We start from the raw sequence: 16,103 nt of genomic DNA, 5'->3' as shown, positions 1-16,103 counted from the left end.
AGGAGCGCTTGACGGTGCCAAAGGCTTTGCATATCCTGAACGAACGGTCGGTAAATAATTCCGCACGTCCCGGAAGTCATTGCATAGGAGCAACCATGGCAGCGCAGAACCTGCAGTCAGTGCCCGCTGAGTCCACAGCCGAGCAGCGCCAGGAGCAGGCGGCCCAGGCAGAACGGGATGCCGAAGGCCAGGCCTACTTTGACCGCATCATGGCCGAGGACTCCCGCATCGAGCCCAGGGACTGGATGCCGGCGGCCTACCGCAAGACCCTGCTCCGCCAGATCAGCCAGCACGCGCACTCCGAGATCATTGGCATGCAGCCGGAGGCCAACTGGATTTCCCGCGCCCCCAGCCTCAAGCGCAAGGCCATCCTGATGGCCAAGGTCCAGGACGAGGCCGGCCACGGGCTCTACCTCTACTCCGCCGCGGAAACGCTCGGCCAGACGCGGGACGAGATGATGGACGCCCTCATCGCCGGCAAGGCCCGCTACTCCAGCATCTTCAACTACCCCGCGCTCACCTGGGCGGACATGGGCGCCATCGGCTGGCTGGTGGACGGCGCCGCCATCTGCAACCAGGTCCCGCTGTGCCGCGCCTCGTACGGCCCCTACGGCCGCGCCATGGTCCGCATCTGCAAGGAGGAGTCGTTCCACCAGCGCCAGGGCTTCGAGATTCTGCTTGAACTTTCCAACGGTACGCCCGAGCAGAAGCAGATGGCCCAGGACGCCGTGAACCGCTGGTACGCCCCGGCCCTGATGATGTTCGGCCCGCCGGACGACGATTCCCCCAACTCCAGGCAGTCCATGGCCTGGAACATCAAGCGCTTCAGCAACGACGAACTGCGCAGCCGCTTCGTCGGCATGATGGTGGAGCAGGTCAAGGTCCTCGGCCTAACCCTCCCGGATGACCAGATCCGCTACAACGAGGACACCAGAAAGTGGGAGCACGGCCCCCTCGACTGGAACGAGTTCCAGGAAGTACTCGCCGGCCGCGGCCCCTGCAACGCCCAGCGCCTTGAGCGGCGCAGGCAGGCGCACGACGACGGCGCCTGGGTCCGCGAAGCAGCCGCGGCCTATGCGGCGAAACAGTCAGCAAAAAAGCAGAAGGAATACGCAGCATGAGTCCGATGGCCCCCCACGGCAACCCGGAAGAACCGGCCAGCTCGGCAGCGGAGATCAAGCGCGAAGCGCCGAAAGCCAGCCCGGCTGTTACTCCCGCGGAAGCACAGGCCGCGGTGGTAACCAGCCCTACGCCCGAGCAACACCATGACCGCAACGCCTGGGGCCTGTGGGAGGTTTTTGTCCGGTCGAGCCGCGGCCTGAGCCACGTCCATGCCGGGTCCCTGCATGCACCGGACGCGGCCATGGCCCTCCGCAACGCAAGGGACCTCTACACCCGCCGCAATGAGGGCGTCTCCATCTGGGTTGTCCCTGCGGAGGCCATCGCCGCCAGCGATCCCGACGCCAAGGGTTCCTTCTTCGAGTCCCCGCAGGGCAAGGACTACCGGCACGCCACGTACTACACCAAAAGCGAAGGGGTAAAGCACCTGTGAACAGCTCTGGATCAAACACCGAAACCACAACCGGCCACGGTGACATTTCCACTGGCGTCGCGGGTGGCGACTCCAACGCCTCCGCCACCCGCATCACCCCCGGCAACGCGCTCCGTCCGGAGGACATCGCCCTCGAAGTCAAAACCGGCCTGGCCAAGCCGTCCGGGGACGTCGCAGAGTACGCCCTCCGCCTCGGCGACGACGCCCTGATCCTCGCCCAGCGCCTGGGCCACTGGATCTCCCGCGCCCCGGAGCTGGAGGAGGACATCGCCCTGGGCAATATTGCCCTGGACCAGCTGGGCCACGCCCGCAGCTTCCTCACCTACGCCGGAGCAGCCTGGGACAAGTCAGAGGACGACCTGGCCTACTTCCGCCGTGAACACGAGTTCCGCAGCGTCCAGCTGTTCGAGCAGCCCAACGGCGATTTCGCGGTGACTATCGCCCGGCAGTTCATCGTGAGCTACTACCAGTACGAGCTCTACCGCCGTCTCACCGAATCCACGGACGCCACCCTGGCAGCCATCGCCGCCAAGGCCGTCAAGGAAGTGGACTACCACCGGGACCACAGCGCCCAGTGGATCCTGCGCCTGGCCGGCGGCACCGACGAGTCAAGGACAAGGATGATCCACGGCCTGCGCCTGATGTGGCCGTATGTCGAGGAGCTTTTCCATGACGATGACCTGGTGACGCGCCTCGCGGAGGCGGGCGCCGCCGTCGTACCTTCCGAACTGAAGGCGGACTTTGACCGCCTGGCCGGCGAAGTCCTTCACGAAGCGGAACTTGAGGTGCCGGACGTCCCGCCCGCGCCCGGCGGCGGCCGGCAGGGCAGGCACTCGGAACACCTGGGCTACATCCTCGCCGAGATGCAGGTGCTGGCCCGCGAGCATCCCGGAGCGACGTGGTGACGCCCATGTACATTTCGGACTTCGAAACCCGGACCCGCACGCCAAGGCAGAGGGCGTGGGACATCGCCGCCACGGTGTGTGATCCGGAGATCCCCGTGCTCACCATCGCGGACCTGGGCATCCTGCGGGACGTCCAGGTGGAGGGCCAACAGATTAGGGTCACCATCACGCCCACGTACTCGGGCTGCCCGGCCATGGACGCCATCCGCGATGACCTCAAGGCGGCCTTCGCCAAGGAGGGGTACCCGGATGTGCAGGTGGACCTGGTCCTCGCCCCGGCCTGGACCACGGACTGGATGACGGCCGAGGGCAAAGCCAAGCTGGAGGAGTACGGGATCGCGCCGCCGTCGGGCCTGGCCGCAGTAAACCAGGGCCCCGTCAAACTGAAGATGGCCGTCAAGTGCCCGCAATGCTCCAGCCTGAACACGAAAGAGCTCACCCGCTTCGGTTCCACCTCCTGCAAGGCCCTGTACGTATGCCAGGACTGCCGCGAACCGTTCGACTACTTCAAGGTCCTGTAAGGAAGCCCCATGCCTGTTGTCCGCCAGACCGCCGCCGAAGAGGCTGAGGTGACCGGCCGCCGTCGTCCGTCCTTCCACACGCTCGCCGTGAAGGAGGTGCGCCGGCTGACGGAGGACGCCATCGAGGTCACCTTCGCGGTGCCGAAAGAGCTGGCCGGGCAGTTCGACTACCTGCCCGGCCAGTACGTGGCCCTGCGCACCAAGCTGCCGGACGCGTCCGGCGAGCTGCATGAGGTGCGCCGCAGCTACTCTATCTGCGCCGAGCCGCGCAGTTTCGAGGACGGCAGCAGCGAGATCCGGGTGGCGGTGAAGAAGGACCTGGGCGGGCTGTTCTCCACGTGGGCCAACGCCGAGCTGAAGGCCGGGGACAACCTGGACGTGATGAGCCCCATGGGCGCGTTCGTGTCCAAGCACGGCCGGGACGGCAAGGCCGTGGAGCAGAACGTCATGAACTCCATGAACCATCCGGAGGAGCTGGCGGGGGAGCGGGGCCGGGCAGGTGGCAACTTCGTGGCCATCGCCGCGGGCAGCGGCATCACCCCGGTGATCGCGATCGCCCGGACGCTGCTGGCCGCCAGCACGGATACCCGGTTCGACCTGATCTATGCCAACAAGGCCGCCATGGACGTGATGTTCCTGGAGGAGTTGGCGGACCTGAAGGACAAGTACCCGCAGCGGCTGGCCATCCACCACGTGCTGAGCCGTGAGCAGCGGATCGCGCCGCTGCTCAGCGGCAGGATTGATGCCGAAAAGCTGCAGAGGCTGCTGGACACCGCCATCCACGCGGACGACGTGGACGAGTGGTTCCTGTGCGGGCCGTTCGAGCTGGTGCAGCTGTGCCGGGACACCCTGGCCGAGCGGGGCGTGAAGCCGGAGAACATCCGGTTCGAGCTGTTCACGTCCGGCAAGCCGGACCGGCCGGAGGGGCACGCGGGCCGTCCCGTGGTGGTGGACGAGAGCCAGGAGACGTACAAGATCACGTTCAAGCTGGACGGGCTGCAGGGCGACGTGGCCAGCCCCACGCACGCCCGCGAGTCGATCCTCAACGCCGCGCTGCGGGTCCGGCCGGACGTGCCGTTCGCGTGCGCCGGGGGGGTGTGCGGCACGTGCCGGGCCAAGGTGGTGGCCGGCAGCGTGGCCATGGACGAAAACTACGCGCTGGAGCAGGATGAGCTGGACAAGGGGTACGTGCTGACCTGCCAGAGCCACCCCACCAGCAATGAGGTCACCGTCGACTTCGACGTCTAAGTTCTGTCCCAATTAAGGAGCCCCATGATTTCCCTCTCCATCAGCAACGGCGTCGCCGAGGTTGTCCTGGATGCCCCGCAGAAGCTGAACTCGCTGGACGAGCATGCGCTGAACGGGTTGCGGCAGGCGTACGACGACGCTGCTGCCGCCGCCGAACGCGGTCAGGTGCGGGCGCTGCTCCTGCGCGGAGAGGGCCGCGCCTTTTGCGCCGGCCGGGACATTTCGAACGTCACACCGGAAAGCGACGACGCCGCCGCCTACCTAGGCGGGCTGGTGGAGCCGCTGCTGAAAAAGATGGCGTCGTTCCCGGCGCCGACGTTCGCGGCCGCGCAAGGCGCGTGCCTGGGGGTCGGGCTGGGGCTGCTGCTGGCCACGGACGTGGTGTACGTGGCGGAGAACGCCAAGTTCGGGTCGCCGTTCGCGAAGCTCGGGGCGACTCTGGACTCGGGCGGGCACTGGTACTTCACGGAGCGGCTGGGCATGCACCGGGCGCTGGACCTGATCTACACGGCCGACCTGATCTCGGGTACCGAGGCCGTGGCGCAGGGGATGTTCAGCCGGGCCATGCCGGCGGATTCGCTGCTGGATTCGACCAGGGAGATTGTGGGCCGGGTAGCTCAGGGTGCGACGGGTGCTTTCGTGGCTTCCAAGGAGCTAGTGGCACACATCCGCGACCAGCGCCTGGGCCTGTGGGAGGCCATGCAGGAGGAGAACACCGAGCAGGCACGGCTCTGCAAAACCGAAGACTATGCGGAAGGCTTCCGGGCGTTCCAGGAAAAGCGCGAGCCCCGCTTCAGCGGTTTGGTGTAGCTGCCCGGCGGCGGCTTAGGACGGTACTGAGTCCGGGTCAAGATCGAAACCTTCTGGAGCGTCGTTTGTGGGAGTTGTTATGCCCGGAATCATGAGGGGCTGGAACAATTCACGCAACTGGTTTCCGACGGTGTGCGCTTCCATTAGGTGCTCGCTCATGTCGCTGGAGCCCAGGACGCCCGCAGCGTAGTCCCTGAGCTCATTCTGCAGGTCAAGGATCTCGGCGTGCAGGGCACTGTTGGTGCGCATCCAGCTGCAATCCTGCGATATTGCCCTGGACAGCCCGCTCATAACTTGTGCTGCCCGGTTGATATGTCGTGCCATTTCAGGTGTGAGTTCCATAAAGCAGTGCCCCCCGGCGTTCGTTGCAGTTAATGAAAAAAGGCCCTAGGCCACAGTGAAGAGTAAATGAATCATAACCATTACTTACCCTCGCCGTCACTGGAACTAACAGGAACGAAATGAGCCTCCGGGCCCCTGCCAATATCCGGAGCTAGTGACGCGGCGGTCACGTGCTGAGCCGTGAGAAGCGGATCGCCCCGCTGCTGAGCGGAAGGATCGACGCAAAGGAGCTGCAGCAGCTGCTGAAAATCGCTACCCGCGCGGATGACGTGGATGAGTGGTTCCTTGTTGACCGTTCGAGCTGGTGCAGTTGTGCCCGGACACCCTGGCCGGGCGGGGTGTGAAGCCGGAGAATGTGCGGTTTGAGCTGTTCATGTCGGGCAAGCCTGTTCCCTTTCCATCAGCAACGGCGTCGCCGGGGTGGTGCTGGATGCGCCGCAGAAGCTGAATTCGCTGGACGAGCATGCGCTGAACGAGCTGAGGCAGGCGTACGATGACGCTGCTGCCGCCGCCGATCGTGGTGAGGTGCGGGCGCTGCTGCTGCGGGGAGAGAGGGGCGCGCCTCTGATGGCAGGCGGCGAGTTCCTACTGCTGCTTGAACCGCAAGGCCACTAAACGCCCGCCGGGACAAGGGCACAAAAGGCGTAGTTTGCCCAGCCTTCTGGGTTTCGTGGCGCGTACCGGTTACATTTTTCCGGGGGGCCATTGGCGCTGCGGCCCCAGGTGCAGCCTGACCAGCACCCGGGCGGCGGCCAGCTCATCGGGGTTTTCGCTCCGCAGGGCTACCACGGCAGGGTCGGGCGCGTCTGCCCAGGCGCTGGCCAGCCGCCGGTCTATGGCAAGTGCCAGCTCGTCCAGGCCCAGCCGGGCTGCGGCCTGCGGCCTGCGCTGCTTCTTCAGCCGGAGCAGCGGACACCGCTGCCTCCGCCGTTCCCTCCGTCCGGTGCCCGTAGCGCGGTGAGCCGTCGGCGCGGTGGTATTCGTTGCCCATCATTTCCCCCATGAGTGTCGGCCAGACGTCTTAGCTTTTCCGGTGCCTTGTAGCCGCTCCCATCACGTAAGCGACGCCAGCTTGGACAGAAAGTGGGGCATATGGCCAACACGCCGCCAAGACTTCTGAAGCAGAGCTAATCCGATTTCGATTTGCCGCGGATAGTCGAGGTTGGTAGGGCCAGTTGCTTGCTGTTCTGAACGCGCAACCTTGCCGTAGACACACTACTCACCATCATGTATATGAGCCACATCAACGCAGCCACTTGCACCGACTTACCCAAAACTTCAACAGTTCCAATTATCCCACGTTCAAACAGGACAGGATAAGAAACGAGAAGCATACCTAGCGATGCCAAAAATGGTCGGTAGCTGCTGATTAGATTACTTACTAGGAGCGCAGCAATCGCCATGAAAGTAGCTCCGAGGACCACTCCGATGTAACCATTCAGAGCATATCCTTCGGCTATAAATCCCTCTGCAAGAGAAACCTCGCTGTTAGCTGTGCCCAAGGAAGCTGATCTAATTTCTACTGACCACATCGTTCCGACGCCGATCTTCTCAGCAAGAAGCAATGGCTGCGGGATAAGCCCGCCGATACTCCTGCGCCAGAATTCTTCAGCGCTCATCCAGCCACCGGGTCCAAACAAAGTTGCATCGGTAACTGCAGAAAAAAGATCAAAACGCCTAATTATCGGCATGACAGGTTGTACTATGGCCGGGTATCCGGCCTCGGCTTCGTTCAAGATGGAACTGGTATCTGCACTCAACTTCAGCTGTTGAAGCAAGGGAAAGGCAAGCACGGCAGCGGTCGCCGCCCAGCCTACAACTCGCAGCCGTTGTCGAGTCCAACCCAAAATAGCGACTCGGATGGCTACGCATAAAATGGCTGCGATTAGGGGAGTCTTGGATGCTGAAACCATGGACCATACTAGTTCACCCGCAATGGCTACGAGGACGGTTGCTTTTGCACTTCCGCTTGGAGGAGCAAAAAGTATGAGCCCTGCTGCTCCGAGGATTGCTAATCCCGAAAGAGTATCGAGAATTGACGAAGAACCCAGGAGCTCACCTGCAAGTCTGCTGATCCAACCTACCGTGTAAGCGGTAGCGAGCGCTTGAAGTTGGACGGCAGTGTGAGTGTGGGCGTGGCTTTTTACCTCACTCCGCCAATTGGTTCGTCGGCGGACTATTAAGAGAACGGCGATCACGAGCACGTACACAGACAGGCCGACAACAATCGGTCGGAGTATCTCTGGCATGAAGGTTTCGTAACCACCAGATGCTATTCGGGGGTCCGCTACACTATCGCCAAAGGTCGGGCGTGGCTGTACCAGTAGAAGGACCGCCGGCCGAACGACGTAGGATATCGTCCAGTACAGTGCCTGCCCCACCAAAATTACGCCTAGGACGCCAGCGTGGCGAACTCCGACGAATACTAAAGTCGTGGTTAGTGAAAGCACCGTTGTCAACAGTAGTAGCGACTCGTTCATGTTACGGGCCTTCCGCAGTATTCGTTATTTCAGTTGGAGGCCATTGACTATTTGCCTTGCTCTGTCTTCATACGTGTGGTGGCTTGAACGGATCCTTAAAAACCCACGCACGGCTCGCTGGGCTGCCTCTCGCGGATTGCTTTGGATTTGCTCCAGGACATCCATCAGCTCGTCATTCGAGCTGAACATAAAAGCCTCTTTGTCGTCGTCAAGGATAAGCTGATGTTCATCAGTGCGCTCCCCAACAAAAAGACCTCCAGCGGCGGGCACTTCGAAGCTGCGACATGTGTGCGCATCACGGTTATCAGAGTTCAGCAGCACTAGGTTTGCCCGGACTGCAGACACGAAATATGAAAAATCTTCACCATAAGCGCCAGGTTGCACGCTAGCTTGTGACCTTCGTAAAACTCTGTCAGTACGCCATCCCGGTCCTCCAACCACAAACCTCGAACCGTATCGAGCGGCAAGCATCCGAATGAGCTCGATTCGGTCACGTCTGAGGTTCCCCAAAAAACCCACATTGTATTGCTCATCGGCTAACTGGGCAACGGGATGGTGGAGAGCAGGGTCGTAGGCACTCATGACGTATTGGACGTTCCGTGCACCTCTCGCTTCAAGTTCGGCCACATTGTGAAACTTTGTGGTTACGACCGAATCCCATTCACACTCAAACTGCAGGTATGCAGAAGTTACATTGTACGGATTTGAGACGTCATCCGCGCTGTAATGAACTCGGACGAGACCATCCAAAGAAAGTAAGCGTTCTTGATTAAGATGAATGGTCTTAAAACAAAAGAGTATATCGGGCTTAAAATCAGCAACAGCGCGATCTATGCGATTATGTATGGCAGAAATGATTTGCGGGGACTTTTCCCCTTTTAGTTTTGAGTAAACCCAGGGGGCACCCCACCTTTCCGGCACGTTCAGAGGCGCAGTATCTACTTGCAGCACGGTATGGCCCGCGGCCCTGAAGCCGTTCGCAAGCGATCGGGCATTGCTACCGAGCCAAGCATCTCCAACGAACAGAATTCGCATTATGCACCTATGTCTTCAGTCACGTCATGCACCTTCTCATCGCAGCAATTGCTGGACAACGCCTTCGACTTTTCGAGCCATCTCTTCATTGCTTCGAGATTCGGCAAAACTTCTGACTTCACGCCGTAGGCTCGGCTTGTCGAGAACGGACAGTACCTTACTTGCCAGTTCCTTGGGCTCACGTGGATTAACTGAGCACTCATCAGCAAATGGGCCCATAGCCTCAGGCAGACCACCTACCCGGGTCGCGACAACAGGCGTGCCACAGGCCATCGATTCCAGAACAATCATCCCAAAACCTTCTAATTCTCGAGTTGGCACTATGGAGACGTCGGCTGCGCGATAGACAAGAGGAAGCGCCTCATCCGAGACCCTGCCAAGAAATCGAACGCGATCCGTTAGACGCAAGTCTCGGACTAAAGACTGGAGCTCTCCATTCAGAGAACCGGTTCCTGCAATAATGAGGTATAGGTCGGGCATCGATTGTAGCGCCACTATGGCATCCGCTACTCCCATGCGCGGCTCCAGCCGTCGCACAACAGCCGCTATAGGTGTATCGCTGGGGAGGTCCAAAACCTCCCTAGCGTGAGCTGATGAAAGATCGGTCGAAAACCTATCGGTGTCAACGCCTGGATAGACTGTGGTAATTTTCTCTCGTTCTACGCCAAATTGCTCGGCAAGAGAGTTGCCGAACGCATCTGAGGCGACTATAAACCGAGAAAAGCCTTTATAGACCACTGACTCGACGGCCTTCTTCAGGAACACCCTCGCTCGTCCGTTACCTTGGACGACGCCCTCTTGATGCCAAGGCCCGTGGAAGTGGAACAAGCGAGGCGCTTCCTTCCAAGGTCCCCAGGGTCGAGAGAGAAACGGGAATGCACTATGCGCAAAATGGTATTCCGCCACCGTCGCGCCGTCAGCAGCTATGACCTCTGGCAAGACGCCCTGTGCCACATTGAACCGTGCAGATGCGCTAACAGAGTCCACCACGATGGGCTTCAGCCCAATGCTAATTTGGCCGGATACTAGCCCGCGCACATAGCTATGTAGGCCGCCGGGGCGGGTATACGGTTCGCGCATACATATATGGATTCTGTTCAAAGCATCTCCTATAGGAAGAGCGACACAAAGATTAGCAAGACGGCACAGTGGTGGTTATAGACTGGCCAATAATAAGAAAGGTCAGGCAGGAAGGATACTTAAAGCTTCATTTGTCAGGCGAGCAACAGTTATGCTGACTGTTGCAGAGAAGCAACCCTTACGAATCTTCCCTAATTCTAAAGCGTTTCTCTGCGGCCGGAGCAGTGTTCACAAGTGAGTCAATAAAATCTTCGTGATTTTGCTCTGACATAGATTTTACTTGCGCAGCAAGATGTGGAACCTCATCACGTTTACTTGGTACCTGTAACTCGCCGGCATATGCAGCGTAGCCATAAGAGTAGGCGTCAGGTCCCTTGGCAGGTATCTGATTTAGGATGGTACCCAAGATCTCGGCGCGCACCAATTCAAGAGCTCCGATGGATCGCTCTAGGTTGTTCCTAGTTATTTTCTGTGAGCCGACAACTAAAGCCACCCCACCCACGTGCTGGGCCAAAACTGTAGCATCCGTCACGGGCAAGAGGGGCGGGGCATCTATAATAACGGCGTCGAAAGTTTGCTCGAGGTGCTCAATTAGAGCTTTCATCTCAGCGGATCCCAAGAGTTCACTGGGATTCGGGGGAATCTGCCCCGAGGTGATAACAAACAGGCCATTGTCGCCCCAATGCTGTAAGACGTCATCAGTATCGGCGGCACCGATAAGCGCAGTAGTTAACCCGACATTGTTCTCCAGCCCCATATAGTCGCCCACCATGGGCCGCCGAAGGTCCGCGTCAACAAGACAAACACTCCCTCCAGCTTGAGCCATCGCAATGGCCAGATTTACAGCTGTGGTGCTCTTACCTTCACCAGGAAGGGAAGAAGTTATAAGTACTGACTTAGCCTTGCCGGAAACATTGGCGAATTTAAGATTGGTACGCAGTTGACGGAAGGATTCAGCACGAGGACTTTGCGTGGCAACTTGAGTCAGGAGGGGTCGCTTTGAGGCTTCCGTATCGAAAGCTATTCCGCCCAACAGCGGCAGGGAAGTAACCTGCCGCAGATCCGCCTCTCCCCGAATACGACTGTCTAAGGTGGAACGAAGAACTGCCCCTCCAAGCCCTGCTGCGAGCCCCAGAACCAGACCGATGAGAAGGTTTAGTCGGGTATTGGGGGCAGACGGCGCGGAAGGAGCCACTGCTGGTCGAACAACAGATAGTGTGACGGGTGATACACCACCGTTTTGGGGCTTTTCGAGCGTATCAATTGCCTTGATGAGGCTCTGCGCAATGGCCTGTGCAGCCGCTGCTGACTGAACTGGCGACTGGTCTGTTACTGCTATGTTGACGAGAACTGTGTTCAAGTCGGTACTAGCTTTCACGCGCGAAGCCAGTTCGTCAGGCGTCGCCCTCAAGCCCAAGGCGTCGATCGCCGGCTGAAGCACGATAGGCGTCTGCACCATCTTCACATAGGACTGGACACGCGCTTGGCTGAAAGTGTTGCCCTGCTGAAGCTCCTGGATAGAGCCAGAACTCTGTATAGCAACGAACAGTTGCGTCTCGGAAGTGTACGTTGGCTTCACCAATACGGACGCCAATCCCCCCAGCAGGAGACCAATCATGGTTGTAGCAGCAAGCAGCATCCAGTTACGGCGCAGAACGCGAATGTAGTCGCCTAGGTTCAAGCTGGGTCCCCCTGTTTGATTCGCACCGCTTGCCGTGCGCAAGCTCAGCCTATGAGTCCATACCATTGTAGTGGCCAGCAGAGCAATTAACTTGCCAAACCTGGGCACGGGTAAGACGCAGGCCGAACAGTAGCTTCCAAGTTGCCCTGTACATACCACCGACTCCGACTTTTGCCCGCGGGAGCTAGCCGGCCACAGGCATAAGAATGCTAGCTACTAAAGCGGGCTCTAACTTTTGCTTCAGCACGAGCGGAAAGGCTGCAGGCCCGGGGCCGTTTTGTGACGAGGGTCAACCTTCTGGGAACATACGTCAGACGAGCATCTACTATGATGACTCTGCTTGGACTGCACCGGTGACAAGCTGCCTGACGCTCAGTGTGGGGTTAAGCACAACAAGTCCGGCGAATGGCTGTCCTGCTGTGCTTCTATCCACGGTTAAGGTCACGCAGACCACATAACAACGGATATCTGAGGTGCGCTAGCGACTAGGTGGCTAGATGAAATCGGAAAGAGGTAGGGGGAACCTTGTATGTGCAGTGACGGCTGCAGTAGCACTAAAGGCCTGCTGGTCCACGAGTGGATAGAGAAAACGGGCGGAGCTGAAAAAGTACTTGACGCCCTAGTGGAGTTGTTTCCCAATTCAGATGTCTATTGTCTATGGAACGACGATCAAGAAAACTTCACAGAATCGCGCGTCAAAGAGTCATGGCTGGCTGGCACTGCTTTTCGCGGCAGGAAGTCCTTGGTTGCTCCGCTATTACCAGCTTTGTGGAAGCGAGCACACCTAACCGGATACGACTGGGCTCTCGCAAGTTCCCACTTCTTCGCCCACCACGTCGCTTCAAACCGAAATTTTGTTGACGTCCCGACTTTTGTCTATGCACATACTCCCGCTCGCTATATCTGGGCCCCGGAACTAGACAACCGTGGATCGAACCTCGCGGTACGGGCGGTGGCGCCCCTGTTCAGAAGCATTGACAAGCGTCGGGCCAAAAGAGTCACGGCGATTGCGGCGAACAGCGAGTTTGTACGACGGCGGATTTCAGAAACCTGGGAACGCGATGCTCGCGTTATCCAGCCTCCTGTTGATGTGATGCGTATCCTATCGACCGCCGATTGGTCCTCAGAGCTAATCGGCCGTGAGAGTGATGTTATCGAATCACTTCCGGACTCCTTCCTACTAGGTGCGTCTAGACTCGTGCCTTACAAACGCCTCGATTCAGTTATAAAGACAGGTGAAGTGTCGGGCCTACCAGTGGTTATTGCGGGAAGCGGGCCGGATCTTCCCCGCCTAGAGGCGCTAGCGGCTAAGTCTTCTACCCCGGTCCATTTCATGGGTCGGGTTTCAGACGCTTTCCTTTTCGCCCTATACCAGAGGGCGTTGGCTTTCGTTTTCCCTGCAATCGAAGACTTCGGCATTATGCCCGTCGAGGCAATGGCCGCAGGGACGCCAGTCATTGCAACAACTATCGGCGGTGCAGCTGAGAGCGTAGTCGACAGGGCGACCGGCGCTCTAGCTAATTTCGACTCTCGCGAGGAGATCTTGGCCGCTATCGACATCGTGTCTGGCGTTGAACAGGGAGCCTGCATTGCCCGCGCCCTAGATTTCGACAAGGCTACTTTCCACAAAAAAATACTCAATTGGTTACCTGCTGAAGTACTGTCACCCACCGGAACTCAGCTTCAATCTCCTCAATACCGAAAGTCCGGCGGATGACCGACCTGCTGATCTTCAATCACACTGTTGTTATGTCAGGCGGAGAAATCGCCCTTGTGGATCTCCTGAAAGCAGGACTCGCGCGGCGAGTCCATGTTCATGTCCACAGGCCAGGGCCACTAACAGATGCGCTGGCCGGATTGCAAGGAGTGACGTGGTCTTCGTTCGAGAAGCTACCGGAACCAGACCAGACTGACTCATTAGGAGAAGTCCAAGGTCTTCGAGGCATTGCCCTTCGGATTCGAACACTTTTTGACATGCGGCGAAATTACAAATCCGTGCTTGCAGCCCTACCAAGCGCGACAATCTATGCGAATACTCTTCGAAGCACCCTGGTACTTTGCACTCTTGACCTAAGGAAGCGCAGACTGGTTTATCACCAACGTGATCAACTAACGAAGAGCTACTTGGGAACCACCGCATGGCTGGCCGTGCTATTGCTAATACGCCTGCGAGTGACAAGCAGTATCGCGAACTCTGAAAGTACTGCCAAAACTTCCCCGCTCCCTAGAAGCCGAGTTACGGTGATACCTTCCGCTGTGAGGAAAGAATTCTTTGAACTTCCGCCACCCGAGGCGACGTCACCGGTGAAACTGCTTATGATGGGCAGAATTAGCCCCTGGAAAGGCCAACTTAAGTTTTTAGAGGCCTTGGTCCTACTACAAAATCAGCTAGGAAATACCAATTGGCATGCGGACATCGTCGGAGGCTCTCTTTTCGGGGAGAGCGAGTACGAAAAACAGATCCGCGATTTTCTGAAGGTCCACAGCTTGGAGCGCAAGGTATCAATGCATGGACATGTTAAGGACGTCACTCCCTACCTTGCGGCTTCCAACATAGTTGTTCATTCTAGTATACTTCCCGAGCCTTTTGGGCAGGTCATTGCTCAGGGAATGGCGGCCGGACGAGCCGTTATTGCGGCCAATTCTGGAGGCCCCCTCGATATCATAACGCCGAATCAGGACGGAGTACTTGTAGATCCCGCAAATACCTCTGCATTCGCTGCAGCCCTGCACGAACTGGTTCTAGATTCTGATCGACGTGAAACTCTGGGCCGTGCTGCAAAGGAAAAGGCAAAGAGGTATGCAGTAGCTTTGGTTACTGAGCAGGTGCGAAAAGTCTTGCTGCCGTAGCAAGTTGTAGCGCTATTCCTACTCTTCAAGTGCGCCACCGCTGGAACGCCGACTACGGATGTACCTATTCGCTCCGAATTCACTTCTAACCTTCACGACTTTTAGGATTTTCATTGGATACAGTGCCGGATTGGAGAGTGCGCACATCACGTCAGCTCCGGGTGGTCGATGCATTGGTGATTTTGTGGGCTGTATCCGGTGCTTACGTCGTGAGGTTTGGGATTGAAGCTGAGACCCTCGGGGACGTATTCGAAGTTAGTTACCTATGGTTGTCTCTTGCACTCGTCGTTGCCTGGTGGCTGATGCTCGGTGCTTGGAATAGCCGACAAAGCCACATCCTTGGGTCGGGACACGATGAGTACAAGCGAGTCGCCGCCGCTTCACTATGGCTTTTTGGGGTCGTGGCGATCTTTTCTTACATTTTTAGGATCGACACGGCACGGGGTTACGTCGGGGTTGCTTTGCCCGCAGGATTGGTTGGGCTTCTGCTAGCACGTTGGCTGTTGCGGCAACACCTGAGCATCGCAAGATTGAGAGGCGGTAGTACGTCTCGCCTACTGTTGATCGGTGGAGTAAGCGCTGTTGCACACCTTGCAAGGTCCTTGGAAAGAGCAAAGCATTCTGGCTACCTTCCCATAGCCGCTTACACTCCTGGAACGCCCACACCATCTTCTCAAGAACCAGAGTCCGGACTCCCCATACTTGGTCATGACCCGCAGGTTTCCTCCATCTTGAGTGCCATCGATGAGTGCAAGGCGGACGCGGTGGCAGTTTCGGCTGGGGTGCAACTACATCCGCAAAGTCTCCGACACTTGGGATGGGCATTGGCAGCTCGTAATATCGGTCTAATAATGGCTCCTGCACTGACAGATATCGCCGGGCCCCGTATTCATACTCAGCAAGTGGCGGGGCTTCCTCTTATTCACGTAACCACACCCAGCTTGGAGGGCGGACAACGTGTAGCAAAGCGGCTTTTCGACATATGTATTGCCGGTGTTATACTCATCACCCTTTTCCCTGTGATGATCGTCCTGGCTGTATTGGTCAAGCTCGACAGCCGCGGCCCGGTCCTTTTCAAACAAGAACGTGTCGGGATTGAAGGAACACTTTTCCGCATGTACAAGTTTCGATCAATGGTCGTGAACGCCGAGCAGCAACTGTCTAAACTCGCGGTGAAAAATGAAGGACAGGGCGTTCTTTTCAAGATGAAGGATGACCCCAGAGTCACTAGAGTGGGCAAAAAACTCCGAAAATATAGTTTGGATGAACTACCTCAGCTATTCAACGTGATTGCAGGGTCAATGAGTCTTGTCGGTCCCCGTCCCCCGCTCCCTAGCGAGGTGGAAGCCTACGAACACGATGTCCGTCGACGCCTTCTAGTGAAGCCAGGGTTGACAGGACTTTGGCAAGTGAGTGGACGATCCAACCTTTCATGGCAAGACTCTGTGCGTTTAGACCTTTACTACGTCGAAAACTGGTCCCTAGCTAGTGACGTGATCATTCTTCTGCGCACCTTTAGCGCCGTCTTCCGTAGCACGGGTGCCTATTAGCCTGTCTGCTAAGCAGTAAACGCTTTAGTCAAACGTATAGAAGGGGAAA

General features: G+C 58.1%; 14 protein-coding genes and 2 pseudogenes. 11 read left to right on the top strand and 5 right to left on the bottom strand.

Annotated features, from left to right (window positions below):
• Nucleotides 1-95: 95 nt before the first annotated feature.
• Genes paaA through ACLH0K_RS13785 form a run of 6 tightly spaced genes read left to right on the top strand, consistent with a single transcriptional unit; the run spans nt 96 to nt 5,036 of the window.
• On the top strand, nt 96-1,121 hold the full coding sequence (paaA, locus tag ACLH0K_RS13810; protein WP_411374125.1) for a 1,2-phenylacetyl-CoA epoxidase subunit PaaA: 1,026 nt from the start codon (nt 96-98) through the stop codon (nt 1,119-1,121).
• Nucleotides 1,122-1,126: 5 nt separating this feature from the next.
• Nucleotides 1,127-1,552: a 1,2-phenylacetyl-CoA epoxidase subunit PaaB gene (gene paaB / locus ACLH0K_RS13805; protein WP_411376481.1), complete on the top strand. Its 426-nt coding sequence runs from the start codon at nt 1,127-1,129 to the stop codon at nt 1,550-1,552.
• On the top strand, nt 1,549-2,457 hold the full coding sequence (gene paaC / locus ACLH0K_RS13800) for a 1,2-phenylacetyl-CoA epoxidase subunit PaaC (RefSeq protein WP_411374124.1): 909 nt from the start codon (nt 1,549-1,551) through the stop codon (nt 2,455-2,457). The genes paaB and paaC overlap by 4 nt, the downstream gene beginning before the upstream one ends.
• Before the next feature lie 5 nt (nt 2,458-2,462).
• Nucleotides 2,463-2,978 (top strand): 1,2-phenylacetyl-CoA epoxidase subunit PaaD, encoded by a 516-nt coding sequence (gene paaD / locus ACLH0K_RS13795; RefSeq protein WP_411374123.1) that lies wholly within the window; start codon nt 2,463-2,465, stop codon nt 2,976-2,978.
• 9 nt (nt 2,979-2,987) lie between these two features.
• Nucleotides 2,988-4,226: a 1,2-phenylacetyl-CoA epoxidase subunit PaaE gene (paaE, locus tag ACLH0K_RS13790; protein ID WP_411374122.1), complete on the top strand. Its 1,239-nt coding sequence runs from the start codon at nt 2,988-2,990 to the stop codon at nt 4,224-4,226.
• Between the two features lie 24 nt (nt 4,227-4,250).
• Complete coding sequence (locus ACLH0K_RS13785) at nt 4,251-5,036, top strand: enoyl-CoA hydratase/isomerase family protein (RefSeq protein ID WP_411374121.1); 786 nt, start codon at nt 4,251-4,253, stop codon at nt 5,034-5,036.
• Between the two features lie 15 nt (nt 5,037-5,051).
• Here the strand turns inward: ACLH0K_RS13785 and ACLH0K_RS13780 are convergent, their stop codons facing one another.
• On the bottom strand, nt 5,052-5,285 hold the full coding sequence (locus ACLH0K_RS13780; protein WP_411374120.1) for a hypothetical protein: 234 nt from the start codon (nt 5,283-5,285) through the stop codon (nt 5,052-5,054).
• A 260-nt stretch (nt 5,286-5,545) separates the two neighbouring features.
• On the opposite strand from ACLH0K_RS13780, the pseudogene ACLH0K_RS13775 reads away from it, so the two are divergent.
• A pseudogene (locus ACLH0K_RS13775) lies at nt 5,546-5,766 on the top strand (phenylacetate-CoA oxygenase/reductase subunit PaaK); the annotation flags it as partial.
• An 11-nt stretch (nt 5,767-5,777) separates the two neighbouring features.
• Nucleotides 5,778-5,954, top strand: a pseudogene (locus ACLH0K_RS13770) (enoyl-CoA hydratase/isomerase family protein); the annotation flags it as partial.
• A gap of 551 nt (nt 5,955-6,505) precedes the next feature.
• Here ACLH0K_RS13770 and ACLH0K_RS13765 read toward each other — a convergent pair.
• The 4 genes from ACLH0K_RS13765 to ACLH0K_RS13750 all read right to left on the bottom strand — a co-directional run bounded on the left by ACLH0K_RS13765 (nt 6,506) and on the right by ACLH0K_RS13750 (nt 11,654).
• Nucleotides 6,506-7,291 (bottom strand): hypothetical protein, encoded by a 786-nt coding sequence (locus tag ACLH0K_RS13765; protein ID WP_411374119.1) that lies wholly within the window; start codon nt 7,289-7,291, stop codon nt 6,506-6,508.
• Between the two features lie 591 nt (nt 7,292-7,882).
• Nucleotides 7,883-8,893, bottom strand: a complete 1,011-nt coding sequence (locus ACLH0K_RS13760; protein WP_411374118.1) for a glycosyltransferase — start codon at nt 8,891-8,893, stop codon at nt 7,883-7,885.
• 36 nt (nt 8,894-8,929) lie between these two features.
• Nucleotides 8,930-9,973, bottom strand: coding sequence for a glycosyltransferase family 4 protein (locus tag ACLH0K_RS13755; RefSeq protein ID WP_411374117.1), 1,044 nt, complete (start codon nt 9,971-9,973; stop codon nt 8,930-8,932).
• Nucleotides 9,974-10,151: 178 nt separating this feature from the next.
• Complete coding sequence (locus tag ACLH0K_RS13750; protein WP_411374116.1) at nt 10,152-11,654, bottom strand: polysaccharide biosynthesis tyrosine autokinase; 1,503 nt, start codon at nt 11,652-11,654, stop codon at nt 10,152-10,154.
• A 529-nt stretch (nt 11,655-12,183) separates the two neighbouring features.
• Here ACLH0K_RS13750 and ACLH0K_RS13745 point away from each other — a divergent pair.
• The 3 genes from ACLH0K_RS13745 to ACLH0K_RS13735 all read left to right on the top strand — a co-directional run bounded on the left by ACLH0K_RS13745 (nt 12,184) and on the right by ACLH0K_RS13735 (nt 16,054).
• Nucleotides 12,184-13,371 (top strand): glycosyltransferase, encoded by a 1,188-nt coding sequence (locus tag ACLH0K_RS13745; protein ID WP_411374115.1) that lies wholly within the window; start codon nt 12,184-12,186, stop codon nt 13,369-13,371.
• Between the two features lie 539 nt (nt 13,372-13,910).
• The gene (locus ACLH0K_RS13740; protein ID WP_411374114.1) at nt 13,911-14,504 is read left to right on the top strand and encodes a glycosyltransferase; all 594 of its coding nucleotides are present in this window, start codon (nt 13,911-13,913) and stop codon (nt 14,502-14,504) included.
• Between the two features lie 113 nt (nt 14,505-14,617).
• Nucleotides 14,618-16,054 carry a sugar transferase gene (locus tag ACLH0K_RS13735; protein WP_411374113.1) on the top strand — a complete coding sequence of 479 codons (1,437 nt, stop codon included), beginning with the start codon at nt 14,618-14,620 and terminating at the stop codon, nt 16,052-16,054.
• Nucleotides 16,055-16,103: the final 49 nt, after the last annotated feature.

The organism is Arthrobacter sp. MPF02 (assembly GCF_046605375.1).
GTDB lineage: Bacteria > Actinomycetota > Actinomycetes > Actinomycetales > Micrococcaceae > Arthrobacter.
Note: the sequence above shows the minus strand (reverse complement) of the source record. Positions and strands in the feature narration are given on the sequence as shown.

Coding starts and splice junctions, on each gene's coding strand:
- paaA (WP_411374125.1), top strand. CDS start 96: ATGGCAGCGCAGAACCTGCAGTCAGTGCCCGCTGAGTCCACAGCCGAG.
- paaB (WP_411376481.1), top strand. CDS start 1,127: ATGGCCCCCCACGGCAACCCGGAAGAACCGGCCAGCTCGGCAGCGGAG.
- paaD (WP_411374123.1), top strand. CDS start 2,463: ATGTACATTTCGGACTTCGAAACCCGGACCCGCACGCCAAGGCAGAGG.
- paaE (WP_411374122.1), top strand. CDS start 2,988: ATGCCTGTTGTCCGCCAGACCGCCGCCGAAGAGGCTGAGGTGACCGGC.
- ACLH0K_RS13785 (WP_411374121.1), top strand. CDS start 4,251: ATGATTTCCCTCTCCATCAGCAACGGCGTCGCCGAGGTTGTCCTGGAT.
- ACLH0K_RS13780 (WP_411374120.1), bottom strand. CDS start 5,285: ATGCGCACCAACAGTGCCCTGCACGCCGAGATCCTTGACCTGCAGAAT.
- ACLH0K_RS13765 (WP_411374119.1), bottom strand. CDS start 7,291: ATGGTTTCAGCATCCAAGACTCCCCTAATCGCAGCCATTTTATGCGTA.
- ACLH0K_RS13760 (WP_411374118.1), bottom strand. CDS start 8,893: ATGCGAATTCTGTTCGTTGGAGATGCTTGGCTCGGTAGCAATGCCCGA.
- ACLH0K_RS13755 (WP_411374117.1), bottom strand. CDS start 9,973: ATGCGCGAACCGTATACCCGCCCCGGCGGCCTACATAGCTATGTGCGC.
- ACLH0K_RS13745 (WP_411374115.1), top strand. CDS start 12,184: ATGTGCAGTGACGGCTGCAGTAGCACTAAAGGCCTGCTGGTCCACGAG.